Genomic DNA, 16,327 nt, shown 5'->3' with positions numbered 1-16,327 from the left:
TGAAAGAATCGTGGCGCCTGCCTTTTTTCACTCCATGTCCGCATGTCCTTCATTTAAAGCATCCGCCATATTAGAATCCGCTCATAAACCCCTCATTTTCCAATCACAGAACATATATAAAATAGAAAAAAGCCCCGCTGCGCTTGGCTTCGCGGGACCTTCAGCTTGCTGCCTATTTTACACACGCTATTTAAGCGTAATATTGCCCGAGCTGGTTTTCAAATCAATTGAGATGTCCGAACCATCCCCAATTGTGCCAGCAAAGGAACGATCATCCTCTTTTTCCGCTTGAACCTCGTTCCATTCCACCTTCTGGCTACCCGATGATGTTTTCAGCTTAAGCTCAGCAGACTTTGGCGGCTGCTCCGCTTCAACGACGATGTTGCCCGAGGTAACATCGAGCTTCATGCTGTGAGTAATTTTTTCCGCTTCAACTTTTATGTTTCCACTGCTCGCTTTGCCGTTCAGCTCTCCCGTACCATTAATAAAGCTTGCTTCGCCGCTTGTCGCGTTGAACTTGACCGTTTTTGCCTTATAGTCCTCGACTTTAATGTTGCCAGAACTGACATCCAGCTTCATGCTTTCCCCAGTCACGCCAAGCAGCTCAATTTCTCCACTAGTCGTTTTATATTCCATCTCATCTGCAGACAAGTTCTCACCCTTCAACAGTCCTGAAGAGGTTAGCATCACCAAAGTGCGACTGTTCATATCGGCTGCGCTGATGCTGCCGCTGTTCGCCTTCAGCGTCACGTCATCCCAACTGCGTTCAGGCAGCTCGACAATGAGCTTAATGGAAGAAAAGTTGATACCTATAGTAAAACCCGTATTAAACGAGCTCTTAATGACTAATTTATCTCCGTTCTGCTCAGTTTCGAGCTTTACCTTGTTTAAATATTTCGAGCTTACCCGGCCTTCCAAGTGTGCAACAATTTGATCTGAGCTGCCTCGTACCACTTCGATATCCATCGAGCCTGATTCTACCGTCAAGCTGCTTACGCCAGCAGCTTCAATTGTTTTCTCCTGGCTTACAGGCTTCGTTCCGAACGACAGCAGCTCATCCCAGCTAAAAGAATAAATGGCACCAGCTAATCCGATCCCCAGTAAAATAAGTGCGACAGCTATTGCCTTTCTCATTGCTTTTTCCCCCTGATAATTTTCGTATTAAACTTCAAATATTTAACCGTTGCAGCGAAAAATCCTTTTGTCAGAGCATTAACGCCTACGCCCAGCAAAATGCTCAAGCCAATGAGGACGAGCCCAATAGAGGCTGCTTGGGTTAGTGTAAACATGCCGCTCCACATGCTCTCCAGCACCGTTGTGACGCCTGCCAATCCAAACGCAAAGCTAGTCGCCCATAGGGCAATAAGCACGCCAACTGCAGCCACATAAGGCCCTAATACAAATACGATATTGAAAAATCCCAAGCTCACCGTTGCAAGCACCGCCTTAGACGTGTTGCCGAAGCTTTTGTCCGCTTCAGCCCGCTCTACTTTATAACCAAGCAGCAGCTCGCTCGCAATCTGTCTTGGATCACCCAATTCCAAGGCCGCCTCATGCTCGCTCTGCCCATGCTCCTCTGCCTGCTGAAAATGACTATAATAATCGAACAGCCACTCTCGCCGCTGCTGCTCAGGCACTTTGGCGAGCAATCTCTCCAGCTCACCCATATAATTTTGTTTCGTCATCATTATGGTCGAATCCCTTCCTCAATAATTTCGTTTACAGCTGTCGAGAAGCTCGACCATTCCACAATGAGCGCTCTCATATGCAGCCAGCCGGCCTCCGTCAGCTGATAATATTTGCGTGGCGGCCCTTCATTTGATTCCTTGAGATAAGTCGAAAAGTAGCCTTCCTGTGTTAGACGGTTGAGCAGCGGATAGACACTCCCGACGGCTACCTCGAACTTGGACGATATTTTCACCGCCAGTTCATAGCCGTAACGGTCTCCCTCCGATGTCAAGACGAGAACGCATAGCTCCAGCACACCTTTCTTAAACTGCACATTCATAATCGACGCTCCTTGCTTTCATTGAAATGCTATTGCTGCCGCTATTCGATAATATCGAATAGTGAACGATACGTATTCGCTGTTGTACTTAATTTACCATATGCTATTCTATATTGCTATATACTAAGCTAAAAACAATACCAGCGCCCGAGTGTCTCTCCTCCTTGAGACGGAGAGACGTTAAAAATGATGGTGAAATATGGGCACAAGCTGCTGCGCGAAAGGTTTGGTCTACGATCGTCATTGCCTTTGCATTTCATGAATTAGACCGCTCAACGGTTGAAATGCAAAGGCAAAAACGAACGCTCACGCTTCTCCAGCTCAAACCTTTCACTCCACCACTTGCCACTCTTCACCACCAATTTTAAAAGCCTTCACCATTTAAGTCGGCGAAGGCAGTTTTTTAGGGATAACGCGCTTAGCTTGTTATCCCTACCATATAGAGAGTGTGAATAGATCAATGAATAATAATTAGTTGATGTCGATGAATTTGCCCGTTGCTTGGGATTCGAAGGCGCTCAAAATAACTTTAAGTGATTTGCGGCCCTCTTCGCCCGTTACAGCAGGAGTTGTGTCATTGACGATGGAATCAATGAATTTATCGATCACGAAACTCGACAGCTGCTTCTCATTTGTGGAGATTTCACCTGTTTTGTAGCGCTCCACTGTACCGTCGCGCAGCTCAATGATTACTTGATCTTCTGGGTGCGTACCGATTTTCATAACGCCTTTGGAGCCCCACAAAATCGTGCTGTTGTCCTCACCTTTATAATAAGTCCAGCTAGCTACTAGCGAACCCATTGCGCCGCTCTTCATGCGAAGCACGCAGTTTGCGTTGTCGTCTACATCGCTGTCTTTGTCTACTGTGCCAACGAAGCCAGCAATTTGAGTCACTTCATCGTCCAGCAGCCAACGGATCAGGTCGGATTTGTGCACGCCAAGATCGCCCATTGCGCCCATGATCGCTTCCGGCTTGCGGAAAAACCAGCTTTCTGCGCCGTCAATGCTCCATGCATCCGGACCTGGGTGGCCGAACGACGTACGGAATGTCAATACTTTGCCGATAATGCCCGTTTTCAGCAATTCCTTCGCTTTTACATGCGGCGGCATGAAGCGTTGGTTATGTCCAACCATCAGCTTAACGCCATTTTTCGCTGCCGCTTCAATCATTGCTGCCGCTTCTTCATCCGTAGCTGCCATCGGCTTCTCAACCAATACATGTGCGCCAGCATTTGCTGCCGCAATGGCTACTGGTGCATGAAGCGCATTCGGTGTACATACGCTAACCGCATCCGGCTTGATTTCAGCCAGCATCGTCTCATAGTCTGCAAAGGCTTTGCCGCCATGCTTCTCCGCATAGCCTTCTGCACGCTCAATAACCGGATCAACGAATGCGACTAATTCTACATTCTCATTGTCTGCATACTCCGGAATGTGACGATATTTGGAGATGGAACCACAGCCTACTACTGCTACTCTAATTTTGCTCATGAAATGTATCCCTGCCTTTTCAATAATTAATGTATAGGGTCAAGCCAAATTCGCATATTAAGCGTTCAGAAAATTCTTTTTCAGCCAGTCCATGCTTTCCGCTACTGCTTCAAGCGGCGGATTCGCGCAAGTGTCCTGCTCAACGATCAGCCATTCTGCACCCGCTTCAACCGCACTATTAATGATAGGAAGCAGCGGAAGATCGCCACGGCCCAGTTCTACCGTATCTATTGGCAGTTGGCCATTGTTGTCGCGGTAGTCCTTCAAATGAAGCAAAGGCAGACGTCCTGCATATTTCGCAATGTAAGCAAGCGGATCTTTGCCGGAAAATTGTACCCAGCCGATATCCATTTCTACTTTCAACAGTTCAGGGCTGATTCGCTCATAAAGCGCATCAAACACTTCTTTGCCGTCGATTTCCACTTTAAATTCAAAATCATGGTTATGATAAGCAAAATCAATACCCGCCTCGCGGAAACGTTTACCGTATTCCTCAAAAGCTACAAAATGCTTCGCCCAGGCTTCAGCGCTGCGCTGATCATCCAGCAAATAAGGACAAATCGCATATTTTGCGCCAATTGTTTTCAAGTAAGCGATTTCTTCGTCCAGCTGGCTCTCCAGCAAATGCAGGCCGATATGGCTTCCGATTGCTTTCAATCCAAGCTCTTGGAGCAAATCACGCATTTTCTCCGCTTCAATACCGCCATAACCTGCAAACTCCACGCCTTCATAGCCCATTGCCGCAACCTTGCGCAGCGTACCTTCGAAGTCTTCCGCTGTTGCGTCACGGAGCGTATACAATTGTAAACCAATTCCGATTTGTCCCACTTTGGCCGCACTCCTTTATATTGTGAATTTAGTTTCTCAAGTCTTGTACCTCACCTTTCAAATTATATAGAAGGAGCGCTGCAAAAAACAGCTGTCATGTTAGTCTTTTTATATGTTATTTTGTTGAATGCTGACTTTTACTCCAGGAAAAAAACGCCCTGCGACGACTGTTGGTCCGGTCGTCACAAGGCGTTGGTCTGTTTTAGATAAACATCCAGCATTATGCCGTTTGTTTATTTCAATATTTATTTCATTTACTTCAACGTAATCGTCAATGCCGTTTCTTTCACGCCAGCAGCAATGGATACAATGCCACCCAGAAGCGAAGCAGCGCCATCGACTTTAGCCATTTCACCAATGCCGTGAAGTGCCAGGCTGAGCGCTTTGCCGCTGCCCTGTACTTTAACTGCGACTTCATTGCCTTCGCGTTTCATGGTAACGAGCAGTTCGGCAGCGCCTTTAATGTCGCGAACCGTGGTTGATGCCGATGCTCCATCAGCAAGGCTGTAAGCCGTCAGCTTCACGCCGTCAGCATAGTCATAATCCGGTTTCCTATCATTCGCACCGATTGCGATGATCGAATTTGGACGGACGAACAATGGAAGCGAGAGGAAGTTATGCGTTTCCTTGAACCATTTTCCACCTTCTACGATCTCTCCAGTCAGTAGATGCGTCCAGCTGCCTTCCGGTAAATAATATTGCACAAAGCCGTTTTCGTCGAATACAGGAGCAACCATAATGGAATCACCCAGCATGTACTGGCGATCAAGGAACTCGGATGTTGGATCTTCCGGGAATTCCAGCACCATTGCACGCATCGACGGCAAACCTTGCTCCACCGCTTGCGCAGCTGTATTAAACAGGTAAGGCATCAGGCTGCATTTGAGCTTCGTGAAGAAGCGGGTAACATCAACCGCCTCCGTGTCATACGCCCAAGGCACACGGTACGATCTGCTGCCATGCAGACGGCTGTGGCTGGAAAGCAAGCCAAACGCAAGCCAGCGTTTGAAGACATGGGCTGGAGCTGTGCTCTCAAAGCCGCCGATATCATGGCTCCAGAAGCCAAAGCCGGACAAGCCCAGCGACAGGCCGCCACGCAGCGATTCTGCCATTGACTCATAATCCGCGTAGCAGTCGCCGCCCCAGTGAACCGGGAATTTCTGACCGCCAACGGTAGCGGAACGCGCGAACAGCGCAGCTTCATTTTTGCCCAGCTTCTCTTCCAATACCTCAAATACAACCTTGTTGTATTGGTAGGTGTAGAAATTATGCATTTTTTCAGGGTCAGAGCCGTCATGGTACACCACATCGGTCGGAATCCGCTCGCCGAAGTCGGTTTTAAAGCTGTCGACGCCCATATCTACAAGCTCACGCAGGTAGCCCTTGTACCATTCACATGCCGCAGGATTCGTGAAGTCCACGATACCCATGCCAGGCTGCCACATATCCCATTGCCATACGTCGCCATTTGGCTTTTTGATCAAATAGCCATTGTCTCTGCCCTCTTCAAACAGACGGGAGCGCTGCGCAATGTAAGGGTTAATCCATACACATATTTTGAGCCCCTTCTCTTTCAGGCGCTTCAGCATGCCGACAGGGTCCGGGAATATCCGCTCGTCCCATTTGAAATCCGTCCAGTGGAAATCGCGCATCCAGAAACAGTCGAAGTGGAATACATGCAGCGGCAAACCGCGCTCTTCCATGCCATCGACGAAGGAGTTCACCGTTGCTTCATCATAATTTGTTGTAAAAGAGGTCGACAGCCACAGGCCGAACGTCCATGCCGGCGGCAAAGAAGGCTTGCCTGTCAGCTCGGTATATTTGCCAAGCACCTCTTTAATCGTCGGGCCATCAATAACGAAATATTCAAGGGATTCGCCAGTCACATGGAATTGAACCTTTTTCACTTTCTCCGAGGCAATCTCAAAGGAAACAAGATCCGGTTGGTTGACGAATACGCCGTAGCCTTTATTCGTTACATAGAAAGGAATATTTTTGTACGCTTGCTCGGAGCTTGTGCCGCCATCCTGATTCCAAATATCGACGACCTGGCCGTTGCGCACGAAAGGTGTAAAACGCTCGCCGAGTCCATAAACCCATTCGCCCACACCAAGATCCAGCTCTTCGCGCATATAGGCTTTCTCTTTGCCTTCCGTAATATACGCCATCGATTTCTGCCGGCTTCCAGTAATGCGCTCGGAGCCGCGGTAGAAATCCACTGACCACTCCGGGCCTTTGCGAATATGGACGCTGAGGCTGCCGCTTGTCAGGATCGCCGCTTCTTCTGTTTCTTCTATAGTAACGAAATGGCCGGTTTCCTTCGTCAGCTCGAATACAGGACCACGCTCACGCACGCCCATGTGATGAATCAGCTTAACGCCGACAACGCCTGGCATCGGAGAATGAAACCGAACCGTAAGCAGCATCGTATCTAACATATTGGAACGTGACAATATAGGACGCGGAGACGCATAAGCCGTAAGCACGCCATCCTTTTGCTCGAAATCATGGGCTTGTACCGCGCCCAAAAGGTCATACTGTTTGCGCAGCATCCAGTTGCCGTCAGTAAATTTCATAATAGAACCGACCTTTCTGCTTTTATATAGGTTATTTGACTTTAAAATCGTTCTATTTTGCATTATACTGATAAGCAAAGCAACAAACTAACAGAATTATGCCCGTTTATAACACCATTCTGATTTCTTCATCACCGGAGGTTGACTGCAATGGATCTGACGCTGCGTCATTCGCTCAGGGAAGACCGCATGCATGGCGATGTTACCTTTCCTCTTGCTGCTTACTGGATGGAATATGCACCTGGTGAGGTAAATGTAGATTGCCACTGGCATGACGAGGCTGAGTTTCTAGTTGTATTAGAGGGCGAGATGCTCTTCCAGATTGACACTGAGTATTTTCCCGTTCGCGCAGGCGAAGCCGTCTTCATCGACAGCGGAGATATCCATGCGGGGCACTCTTTAAATGGCTCCTCCTGCACCTATTGCGCCATCGTTTTTGACGTTCGCTGGCTGGATAGCACAAGCTACGATGCTGTACAAGAAACCTGCGTTCGTCCGTTCCAGGAGAAGAAAAAGACGTTCCCGAGGCATATATCACCGGACAACGGATGGAAGCGGCAGCTGCTCTTCCTGCTCCGATCGATGATCAACTGCTGCAGAGCTCCTTATGCTGGATTCGAAGCTGCGGTGAAAGGGTATTTTTACTTAATGCTGCATGAGATCGCCATTGAGAACCGGGCGTGCAATCGCAGTGAGGCAAGATCGGATGACAGAACTCGAATAGAGCGGCTTAAGAAAAGCATCCTCTATATCCAGCTGCATTATCGCAGACCAATACGCATTGGCGAGCTGGCGGAGCAAATTCCGATGAGCGAAGGACAGTTTTTCCGTTTTTTCAAATCAATGACGAGACAGACGCCGGTTGAATATTTGAACGCCTATCGGGTGAATCAGGCGGCCGAGCTGCTGCTGCACACGGAACGCAAAATTTCAGACATCGCGCTGGAGGTCGGCTTCGACCATATCAGCTATTTTGTTAAAGTGTTTCGCAAGACGTTGAACTGCACCCCCTCCGATTTTCGCAAGCAAAAGCGGAATCCGGTCCAAAATGGCGCATTACAAGGTGAAACGGCTGTCGCTGCTCTTTGGCGGCAAGGCGCGTTTCAGTCCGAGAAATAGAAGCCTATTATAGGTGCAAACTTATACATTCTTATGTTTTTAGAAAAAATTACGATTTTGTAACCTTTTCATAACTTTTTTTTAAGATTCGCTTAAGATTCATCAAGTAAAGTTAAATTAAAATTAGCCAATGAGCGGAGGAAATCCTTTATGAAAACAATGCTGTTGTTTCAAAATAAAACGATTCCCGTCTATATAACGGATACGAATAAAAAAGCTGTCGAGAAACTGACCGATGTACTGAACCGCAAGCTGAACACTGGAAAAAATGCGCTTAAGCTCTGTATCAAGTCGCTGATCAGCGTCGAAATTGTCGGCAGCGAAGCTACGCTGCATTCGTATCATGAGAAGGATACGTTAACCATTTCCCTTTATTAAGCTAAGTATGCTTCTGCAAGCTGAGCTCTTGCTATTCTGGCAATTGGACAAGCTGTGATTTTAAGTTATGATTTTATTCATTCAAGCAGGCGATCTGGCATCGCCTGCTTTGCTTCGTGCTCGAAGATCACTAACTCATTCCATACCAAAAAGCAGCCTTCAAATTGCCCGCAACGCGAGCTTGAAGACTGCTTTTTTCATGTAAATGATAGGATATCTATACACGGTTACGACTAAGGGGTCGTCACAGTCGCCTTATGAAGCGGCTGCTGCTGCAGCGAGACAAGCAAGCTAACCTTCCACTTCACATAGAGCTCCCATGCCGTCCCATTGTCGATCAAATCCTTGCATGTATACAAACCTTCTTCAATGGAATCGACGCGCTCTGCCAAATGAAGCCGAACCGCTGCATTAAGCAGCACCTGGTTCATAAAAGCAAGATGGCCACCTCCGTTAAGCACAGCTTCCGTCACGGCAATTTGCTCGGCAGGCGTCCAGTCCACCTCGGGAGGCGTCAGCTCCAGTCCATACGCATCTGGATCGATGATTTGCAGGCTGGCTTCACCGTTTTCCACCTGATACGTCCTGGTTGGCCGCTCGATGAACAAATCCTCCGAGCCCTCCGTTCCTTGGACAATGAGCGCCTTCTTATAGTTCAAATTCATCATTAGCTTGGACGTGCGGTCAAACACCGTATTGTGATAAACGCCGAATATGATATAAGGCGAATGCCCATAATCGACAAGCTTCTCAGCTGTGTTCAGCACCGTTCGCATACCCATTTCCTCACGCAGTCCATGCAGCCGCTTAAGCGGCGGACACCACTCTTCTGCTGGAACGAACAGAATGCCCGTCTCCCTAGCAGCTTCAAGTGATGCCTCCTGTGAGAGCTGCTTCGGATCTATACCCAGCTCAAGCAGCAGATCCTGCAGCGTAATGCCCCATTTGGGAGGAAGCGAAGCTGTGCCGTGCAGCGTAACCGGCAATCCAGCAGCCGCTAAGACGAAGGAGGTCGCGAAGGTGGCGTAAAATGATTTTTTCCTGCCGTCGTATGGTCCTGCACAGTCAATTCCCTCCTGCACATGCTCACGGCGGGCCTGGCTCCGGCACACGTTGACGAAAGCTTCGAGCTCCTCAACGCTTTCCATTTTAATTCGCTCCGCCATAAAAAAAGCGCCAATCTGAGCCTGAGTCGCCTCCAGATTCACAATCCATTCGGCTGCTTGCACCGCTTCATCATAGGTCAAATCACGCGCCCCCCTTTTGCCGCGCCCGACTTCCTTCAGTAGATTGGTAATCATTGGTACTCCCCCTTATTTTTGCTCCTGCAGCAGCTGATAAACCTTCACAATGGATGTCGCTACATCCACGAGACGTTTGCGTTCATTCATCGCCTGCTTGCGCAGCAAGTCATAAGCCTCCGCTTCGGAAACTTTCTTAATGTCGCATAAAATACCCTTCGCCATGTCGATCCATTTCCGTTCTTCCAGACGGCCTTCGAGCTGCTGGCGCTCCATATGCCATTGCTGACGCTCACTGCATTGCTTTGCGCCAAAATGGAATGCCCAATGCAGCTCCTGCTCGCTCATAAGCGGCGTAATGATGCCATCCACCGGAAGATCATCCTCGCAAAAAGCATTCGAAAGCGTTGCGGTTTCGGCACTGCACCACCAAAGCATCGGAATCTTTTTCCAACCCAGCAGCTTAGTGCCCCAATACTTTACTTCGTTTAATGGGAGATTTAATACTATCGCATCCGATTGAGCGATATGCTTGCGCGCAAGCTCCTCGCTGCTGCCATGCAAAACAAAATAACCGCTGGATTCCAATATAACTTCAGGGAATAGCCTGCTTAAATCACGGTCTGCCTGGTTTTTCTGTTGTTCAGACTCCCGCTCGACTGCTTTATGTTCAATTAGTAATAAAGAACGCATTCAGGAGCGCCCCCTCCTATTTAACTGTTGTGAATATTTATAACACAAAAACCTTTAATTTGTCGACACCTCAAATTATACAACAATTTACGTTAGGTATATTGACATGATATAAAAATCCAGTGTATAGTAGCACTATCAACTATAACGTTTTTTCACGAGTACAATGGCGTATTCGATTGAACCGGCAACGGAGCCTGGTTTCGTTCTACCAAGGAAAGCACAACTGTGTCCTTGGCAGCGAAATCAGGCTTTTTATATTTACCTAGACAGAGCTGCCCTATTTGAGAGGAGAGAACCATTATGACAGTCCCTAAAAAATTAGTCCTTATCGGCAACGGCATGGCAGGTGTCCGTGCAATCGAGCATTTGCTCAAGCTCGCCCCAGATACTTACGAAATCACGATTTTCGGTGCGGAGCCGCACCCTAACTATAATCGTATTATGTTGTCCACCGTCCTAGCGGGCAGCACCGAGCTTAAAGATATCATTATTAATGATTGGGATTGGTACAAGGAAAACAACATTACGCTTCATACGAATCAATCGATCAAGAAAATCGATACGCAGCGCAAAGTTGTTATTTCCGAAAGCGGCATTGAAGCCCCTTATGATGAAGTGGTTATCGCAACAGGCTCCAAAGCCTTTATGCTCCCTATTCCCGGCGCAGATAAAGAAGGCGTCATTGCCTTCCGCGATATTCAAGATTGCGAAAAAATGTTCAGCGCAGCAAAATCGTACAAAAAAGCAGCCGTTATCGGCGCTGGCCTGCTCGGCTTAGAAGCTGCCCGCGGCTTGCTCAACCTCGGTATGGAAGTCACGGTCATTCATAAACATCCTTATATTATGGAACGCCAGCTGGATGAAGCGGCCTCGCTCATGCTGAGAAAAGAACTTGAAACGCAAGGCATGAAATTTCTGCTCAGCAAGCACTCCGCTTCTATTACAGGCCGCGGCAGAGTCAAGGAGCTGCAATTTACCGATGGAAGCCACTTGGCTACTGATCTGATTGTAATGGCGGTCGGTATTCGTCCGAATGTCGATTTGGCGAAAAGCTCCGGTATTGACTATAACAACGGCATACTCGTCGATGATTTTATGAATACGAATATCCCTCATGTATCAGCACTTGGAGAATGTGTCGAGCATAGAGGCGTTGCTTACGGCCTTGTGGCTCCATTGTATGAGCAAGGCGCGGTGCTCGCTAAACGTCTCGCTGGCGTAGAAACGGCTGGTTATGCCGGATCGGTAACTTCCACCAAACTAAAGGTTTCCGGTGTCGATGTTTTTTCGGCGGGGCGCTTTGTTGAGACAGAGGGCTCACGCGCAATGCGGATTCAAGATGATGTGGCAGGCACTTATAAAAAGATCGTTATACGGAACGGCAAGCTGGTTGGTGCAGTATTATTCGGAGACACAGCAGATGGTGCTTCGTTGTTTGCTTCCATTAAAAGCGGAGAATCGATTGAAGGCCGCGAGAAAGAACTGCTGCTCGGCATTTCGAGCGATCTGCTTGGCAAGTCAGGTGGCGGTGCAAGCCGTCTGGAAAATATGCCCGATGATGAAATCGTCTGCGGCTGCAACGGCGTCACTAAAGGTGCCATTGGCGATGCGGTCCTTAACAAAGGCTGCCATACATTTGGTGAGCTAAAAGCCTGCACGAAGGCATCCGCATCCTGCGGCGGCTGCAAAGCTGACATCGAAGGACTGCTGCATTTTTACGCAGGTGATAAGGTTGGTGAATCGGCGAAGGAAGGTATTTGCGGCTGCACATCGCTTGGCCGTGATGAAATCGTAGAACAAATCCAAAGCATGCGTCTAATGACTGTCAAAGAAGTGATGCATGTGCTCGACTGGAATAACAAAGAAGGCTGCTCGAAGTGCCGCCCTTCCCTCAACTACTACCTCGGCATGCTGTTCCCGGAGGAATATGTCGATGAGAAGGAATCCCGCTTCACGAATGAGCGTTATCACGCCAACATTCAGAAGGACGGTACTTATTCCGTCGTTCCACGTATTTATGGCGGTGTGACGACTCCAGCCGACTTGATTAAAATAGCTTCGGTAGCAGAGAAATTCAATGTGCCACTGGTGAAATTTACAGGCGGTCAGCGCCTTGACTTGTTCGGTGTAAAGAAAGAAGATTTGCCAAAAATGTGGGAGGAGCTGGAGATGGCTTCGGGCCACGCCTACGGCAAAACGCTCCGTACCGTAAAAACATGCGTCGGAAATACATTCTGCCGCTTCGGCACACAGGATGCCATGGCTATGGGCATTAAGATGGAAAAAGCTTTTGAGCGACTGAACGCTCCAGCGAAGTTCAAGCTGGCGGTATCCGGATGTCCCCGCAACTGTGCGGAAGCAACGATTAAAGATTTGGGCGTCGTAGCTATTGATGGGGCATGGGAAATTCATGTTGGCGGCAATGCTGGCGTAAAGGTAAGAGCCTGCGACCTGCTGACTACGGTAAAAACAGAAGAAGAGGTTATGGAATGGACGAGTGCTTACTTGCAATACTACCGCGAAACAGGGCAATGGAATGAGCGGACAGCACACTGGATCGACCGTGTTGGTCTTGATACAGTGAAGAAAGCGTTGGAGAAGCAGGAAGACCGTCTCGCGCTCATGGAACGTGTACAGAAAGCACTCAGCGTGACTACAGATCCTTGGAAAGAAATTGTTGATAACGATGAATTGCGTAAAAACTTCGAACCGATTGCCGGCCCACTGCCGGTCTAACATCAGGAGGGATTAAATATGAGCAAACTGCTGATTGGCAAATTATCTGATATTGATATTCGCGGCTCACGCACCGTTCGTGTGAAGGAGACGGAAATTGCATTATTTCGTCTTGAGGACGGCAGTGTGCTGGCTATTGAAAATCGTTGTCCCCATAAGGGCGGACTATTATCCGAAGGCATGGTATGCGGTACAGTTGTCCATTGTCCGCTGCATGATTGGAAGGTTGACCTCCAAAGCGGATTGGTCAAGGATCCGGATGACGGCTGTGTAATGACTTTTGATACTGAAATTGATCCAGAGGACGGCGCTATCTATGTAACGATTTAATTTATTAAATTTATAAATATTACTTATTTCCTAATATCATCGTTTTACTTTTATAATAGAGAGCAAGTTATGTAATTGCTAATCTTAAGGAGAAACCATTATGTCCTACATCAAACCCGCAGAAGTAATAGACGCTATGATCGATACCGGGGCTGCAAAAGCAAATGCTGGCACGCTGCAAATGCTCGTTCGCGGGTTTCTCGGGGGAGCGATTTTGGCTTTTGCCACCACGCTTGCGTTTACAGCAACGAGCCAAACCTCACTTGGTCTTGCAGGTGCTCTAGTATTTCCAGCCGGGTTCGTCATCATTGTTCTCCTTGGATTGGAGCTTGTCACTGGCAGCTTTGCACTCCTTCCGCTAGCTGTTCTTGCCCGCAGGACGAGCGTATCCCGAATGCTGTCCAATTATATTTGGGTGATCGCCGGACATCTCATTGGCTGCGCTGCCTATGCGCTATTGTATGGTTTAGTCATTACGAAAATGTTCACCGATATGAGCAATCCGCTCATTCAAATGATTATACAGCTTAGCGAAACGAAAACAATTGGCTACAAGCATATGGGGTCTGAGGGCATGATGCTTGTTGTTATTAAAGCCATTTTGTGCAACTGGATGGTAACACTCGGCGTTGTAATGGCGATGACATCCAAATCAACGGGCGGCAAAATCATTGCGATGTGGCTGCCAATCGTCATCTTCTTCGCCCAAGGCTTTGAGCATGCTGTCGTTAATATGTTCGTCATTCCCGCAGGCATGCTGTTTGGCGCTCACGTCAGCTTTTCTGACTGGTGGGTATGGAATCAAATCCCCGTACTCGTTGGCAATTTTATTGGCGGTGCAGTGTTCACAGGGATGATGCTGTATTTGTCCCATTCTTCGCCGAAAAACCAAGCTGTAGGCTTTAAAGCACAGATAAAATCCGAGCCAGCAGCAGTTGGAGCGATTGTCGCCAAAGGAAGTGGTCTATGATGAAGCAAGCACCAGGTACAGTTTATATTGTCGGAGCGGGTCCAGGCGATCCCGAGCTCATTACTGTAAAAGCCATGCGGCGCATCCAGTCGGCTGACATTATTTTGTATGACAGGCTCGCTACGACTGAGCTGCTCGATTATGCCAGCAAAAACGTCGAGCTCATCTATTGTGGCAAAGCACCGAACGCCCATGCTATACCACAGGATCAAATTAATCAACTGCTTGTACAATATGCTAGCCAAGGAAAAAATGTCGTTCGGCTGAAGGGCGGCGACCCCTTCGTCTTTGGACGCGGCGGCGAGGAAACGCTGGAGCTTGCCAAGCATGGCATTCCTTATGAGGTGATTCCTGGTATTACGTCCGCCATCGGAGCAGCAGCAGCCGCGAATATTCCGCTTACACACCGAGAGCATGCTTCATCCTTCGCCTGCGTCACAGGCACCCGCTGCCATGGGGATAAAGCTCCTGTACGCTGGGATCTGCTTGCACACAGCGTAGATACTTTAGCGATTTATATGGGGGTCAGCCAGCTTGGCGCCATTCGCGAAGAGCTGCTGAAGCATGGGAAGGCCGCTACGACGCCCGTTGCACTTATTGAACGAGGCACCACCTCGAGGCAGCGTACCTTTACGGGGACACTTGAGCATATTCATAATCTTGCCGCTTCTGTACAGCTCAGCAACCCGGCGTTAATTATTATCGGCGAGGTTGTCAAAGTGCGGGAGCAGCTGCTCTTGGCAGAGCAGCAAGCGGAGCAACAGGCCGGGCAATTAATTGGCTGACAGAAATTTTTAAATGCAAGAGACCCTAGGGAGCTAAGCTCCCCAGGGTCTCTTGCATTTAAAGCAGCGCTTGCTGCCACATAATAGGTTGTGTACGCAGATGATAATGAGAGTATCAGAAGCTTGGTGGACACAGAATCCGCTATTTCAACAGAATATCGGTTATGAAGAATCCTGCGGACTCAGGAGCCGCTAATGCTTCACCATTCGTCATTTTGACGTAATCATGAGGACAATAGCTGATTTGCTGTCCGCTTACGGGCTGAATTTGTATAAAAAGCTAAAATAGCGATACCTCTGTCCTTCAAAAATGGAAATGATCCCCTGCCAACGTTGCCGGTTTTGAGGGCGAGAGGAATATAGCTGACGAGGGTGCTTCTCTACTTGCACAATAAAAAAGAAAGAGCAGCCATTAGGGTCGCCATTTCCTTTATTCGGTTGCAATGTCCTTATGAAGTTGCTGTAGGAGATGCTTCTGCCGCAGCATCAGAGCCTTGGCCCGCTGCACCACCACCTGCGCCTTGGCCGCCTGGCCGGCCTCCGCCCATTCCTCCACCCATCATGCCGCCGATTTGAATCGTCGCCACATCCTGAGTGCCATCGGTTACCGTGTAGGTAACAATGTCATCGGCTTTCAAGTCGGCAAGCGTCTTGGCCGTTTCTACGCGCTGGTTGTTTTCGAAGGAAATGGCTGTAATCGTTGTCGCATCGGTCACCGTCACTTCCACCGTCTCCTCGGTGAACATGTTCTCCATATTCATCCGGCCACCGCCCTGCCCCTCAGCAGCTTGTCCACCATCCTGTGCTGGCGGCTCCGGCTGTGTTCCATCTGGCAACGCTCCTGCTTCACCTTGCTGTGCATCTCCTTGCGCTGGAGGCTCGCCGCCTCCTTGGCGTTCACCTGGCGTAAAGGAAGATTTGTACAACGTAATGGTCTGCCCATCAATGGATTTGATCATGCCCATTGTGCCTCCCATCATCATGCCGCCTTGGCCCGGACCGCCCTGCGCTTGGCCAGCACCAGCATCCGCTTGTGTACCACTCTGCGTAGCGGCCGCTTCCGTGCCGGCAGCAGTCGTATTCGTCGCTGTCTGATTGGCACTGCATGCAGCCAAGGTGGCCATTATGAGAATCGTACTTAGTAGTGTTTTCCAATTTTTCATAAAGGT

At 48.7% G+C, this 16,327-nt stretch carries 15 protein-coding genes; 6 read left to right on the top strand and 9 right to left on the bottom strand.

Translation table 11 applies throughout. The features are described 5' to 3' along the window. Positions 1-186: 186 nt before the first annotated feature. From MHB80_RS07100 to yicI, 6 genes are all read right to left on the bottom strand, one after another. Entirely contained in the window at positions 187-1,134 is a 948-nt protein-coding gene (locus tag MHB80_RS07100; RefSeq protein WP_341281505.1) for a DUF4097 family beta strand repeat-containing protein, read from the bottom strand. After that, positions 1,131-1,688, bottom strand: a complete 558-nt coding sequence (locus MHB80_RS07095) for a DUF1700 domain-containing protein (protein ID WP_341281504.1) — start codon at positions 1,686-1,688, stop codon at positions 1,131-1,133. The genes MHB80_RS07100 and MHB80_RS07095 overlap by 4 nt, the downstream gene beginning before the upstream one ends. Next, positions 1,688-2,008, bottom strand: a complete 321-nt coding sequence (locus MHB80_RS07090; protein ID WP_338554964.1) for a PadR family transcriptional regulator — start codon at positions 2,006-2,008, stop codon at positions 1,688-1,690. The genes MHB80_RS07095 and MHB80_RS07090 overlap by 1 nt, the downstream gene beginning before the upstream one ends. A 471-nt stretch (positions 2,009-2,479) precedes the next feature. Next, on the bottom strand, positions 2,480-3,499 hold the full coding sequence (locus MHB80_RS07085; protein WP_341281503.1) for a Gfo/Idh/MocA family oxidoreductase: 1,020 nt from the start codon (positions 3,497-3,499) through the stop codon (positions 2,480-2,482). A 57-nt stretch (positions 3,500-3,556) separates the two neighbouring features. Next, entirely contained in the window at positions 3,557-4,327 is a 771-nt protein-coding gene (locus MHB80_RS07080; RefSeq protein ID WP_341281502.1) for a sugar phosphate isomerase/epimerase, read from the bottom strand. 254 nt (positions 4,328-4,581) lie between these two features. After that, the gene (yicI, locus tag MHB80_RS07075) at positions 4,582-6,903 is read right to left on the bottom strand and encodes an alpha-xylosidase (RefSeq protein ID WP_341281501.1); all 2,322 of its coding nucleotides are present in this window, start codon (positions 6,901-6,903) and stop codon (positions 4,582-4,584) included. A gap of 150 nt (positions 6,904-7,053) precedes the next feature. Between yicI and MHB80_RS07070 the strand changes: the two genes are divergently transcribed. Continuing rightward, on the top strand, positions 7,054-8,022 hold the full coding sequence (locus tag MHB80_RS07070; protein ID WP_341281500.1) for an AraC family transcriptional regulator: 969 nt from the start codon (positions 7,054-7,056) through the stop codon (positions 8,020-8,022). Positions 8,023-8,172: 150 nt separating this feature from the next. Next, positions 8,173-8,400, top strand: coding sequence for a hypothetical protein (locus MHB80_RS07065; protein WP_046228538.1), 228 nt, complete (start codon positions 8,173-8,175; stop codon positions 8,398-8,400). 233 nt (positions 8,401-8,633) lie between these two features. Here the strand turns inward: MHB80_RS07065 and MHB80_RS07060 are convergent, their stop codons facing one another. Beyond that, entirely contained in the window at positions 8,634-9,701 is a 1,068-nt protein-coding gene (locus MHB80_RS07060; protein ID WP_341281499.1) for an anthranilate phosphoribosyltransferase, read from the bottom strand. 12 nt (positions 9,702-9,713) lie between these two features. Continuing rightward, entirely contained in the window at positions 9,714-10,334 is a 621-nt protein-coding gene (locus tag MHB80_RS07055) for an ANTAR domain-containing protein (RefSeq protein ID WP_341281498.1), read from the bottom strand. Between the two features lie 303 nt (positions 10,335-10,637). Here MHB80_RS07055 and nirB point away from each other — a divergent pair, with 303 nt between their 5' ends. The 4 genes from nirB to cobA all read left to right on the top strand — a co-directional run bounded on the left by nirB (position 10,638) and on the right by cobA (position 15,158). Continuing rightward, a complete protein-coding gene (nirB, locus tag MHB80_RS07050; RefSeq protein WP_341281497.1) occupies positions 10,638-13,073 on the top strand; it encodes a nitrite reductase large subunit NirB in 2,436 nt (811 codons plus the stop codon). Between the two features lie 18 nt (positions 13,074-13,091). Further along, a complete protein-coding gene (nirD, locus tag MHB80_RS07045; protein WP_341281496.1) occupies positions 13,092-13,403 on the top strand; it encodes a nitrite reductase small subunit NirD in 312 nt (103 codons plus the stop codon). A 100-nt stretch (positions 13,404-13,503) separates the two neighbouring features. Beyond that, entirely contained in the window at positions 13,504-14,373 is an 870-nt protein-coding gene (locus MHB80_RS07040; protein ID WP_341281495.1) for a formate/nitrite transporter family protein, read from the top strand. Further along, positions 14,373-15,158 (top strand): uroporphyrinogen-III C-methyltransferase, encoded by a 786-nt coding sequence (cobA, locus tag MHB80_RS07035; protein WP_341282886.1) that lies wholly within the window; start codon positions 14,373-14,375, stop codon positions 15,156-15,158. Before MHB80_RS07040 ends, cobA begins: the two co-directional genes overlap by 1 nt. Before the next feature lie 449 nt (positions 15,159-15,607). Here the strand turns inward: cobA and MHB80_RS07030 are convergent, their stop codons facing one another. After that, positions 15,608-16,321: a hypothetical protein gene (locus MHB80_RS07030; protein ID WP_341281494.1), complete on the bottom strand. Its 714-nt coding sequence runs from the start codon at positions 16,319-16,321 to the stop codon at positions 15,608-15,610. Positions 16,322-16,327 lie beyond the last annotated feature (6 nt).

Origin of the sequence: Paenibacillus sp. FSL H8-0537 (genome assembly GCF_038051995.1) — a bacterium.
Lineage (GTDB): Bacteria > Bacillota > Bacilli > Paenibacillales > Paenibacillaceae > Pristimantibacillus.
This window is presented reverse-complemented; position numbering and strand designations above follow the sequence as displayed.

Bases quoted from the DNA above. Each gene is read 5' to 3' on its own strand.
- MHB80_RS07030 (WP_341281494.1), bottom strand. From the start codon at position 16,321: ATGAAAAATTGGAAAACACTACTAAGTACGATTCTCATAATGGCCACC.
- MHB80_RS07095 (WP_341281504.1), bottom strand. From the start codon at position 1,688: ATGATGACGAAACAAAATTATATGGGTGAGCTGGAGAGATTGCTCGCC.
- nirB (WP_341281497.1), top strand. From the start codon at position 10,638: ATGACAGTCCCTAAAAAATTAGTCCTTATCGGCAACGGCATGGCAGGT.
- MHB80_RS07040 (WP_341281495.1), top strand. From the start codon at position 13,504: ATGTCCTACATCAAACCCGCAGAAGTAATAGACGCTATGATCGATACC.
- nirD (WP_341281496.1), top strand. From the start codon at position 13,092: ATGAGCAAACTGCTGATTGGCAAATTATCTGATATTGATATTCGCGGC.
- MHB80_RS07090 (WP_338554964.1), bottom strand. From the start codon at position 2,008: ATGAATGTGCAGTTTAAGAAAGGTGTGCTGGAGCTATGCGTTCTCGTC.
- MHB80_RS07100 (WP_341281505.1), bottom strand. From the start codon at position 1,134: ATGAGAAAGGCAATAGCTGTCGCACTTATTTTACTGGGGATCGGATTA.
- MHB80_RS07070 (WP_341281500.1), top strand. From the start codon at position 7,054: ATGGATCTGACGCTGCGTCATTCGCTCAGGGAAGACCGCATGCATGGC.
- MHB80_RS07060 (WP_341281499.1), bottom strand. From the start codon at position 9,701: ATGATTACCAATCTACTGAAGGAAGTCGGGCGCGGCAAAAGGGGGGCG.
- yicI (WP_341281501.1), bottom strand. From the start codon at position 6,903: ATGAAATTTACTGACGGCAACTGGATGCTGCGCAAACAGTATGACCTT.
- MHB80_RS07065 (WP_046228538.1), top strand. From the start codon at position 8,173: ATGAAAACAATGCTGTTGTTTCAAAATAAAACGATTCCCGTCTATATA.
- MHB80_RS07055 (WP_341281498.1), bottom strand. From the start codon at position 10,334: ATGCGTTCTTTATTACTAATTGAACATAAAGCAGTCGAGCGGGAGTCT.
- cobA (WP_341282886.1), top strand. From the start codon at position 14,373: ATGAAGCAAGCACCAGGTACAGTTTATATTGTCGGAGCGGGTCCAGGC.
- MHB80_RS07085 (WP_341281503.1), bottom strand. From the start codon at position 3,499: ATGAGCAAAATTAGAGTAGCAGTAGTAGGCTGTGGTTCCATCTCCAAA.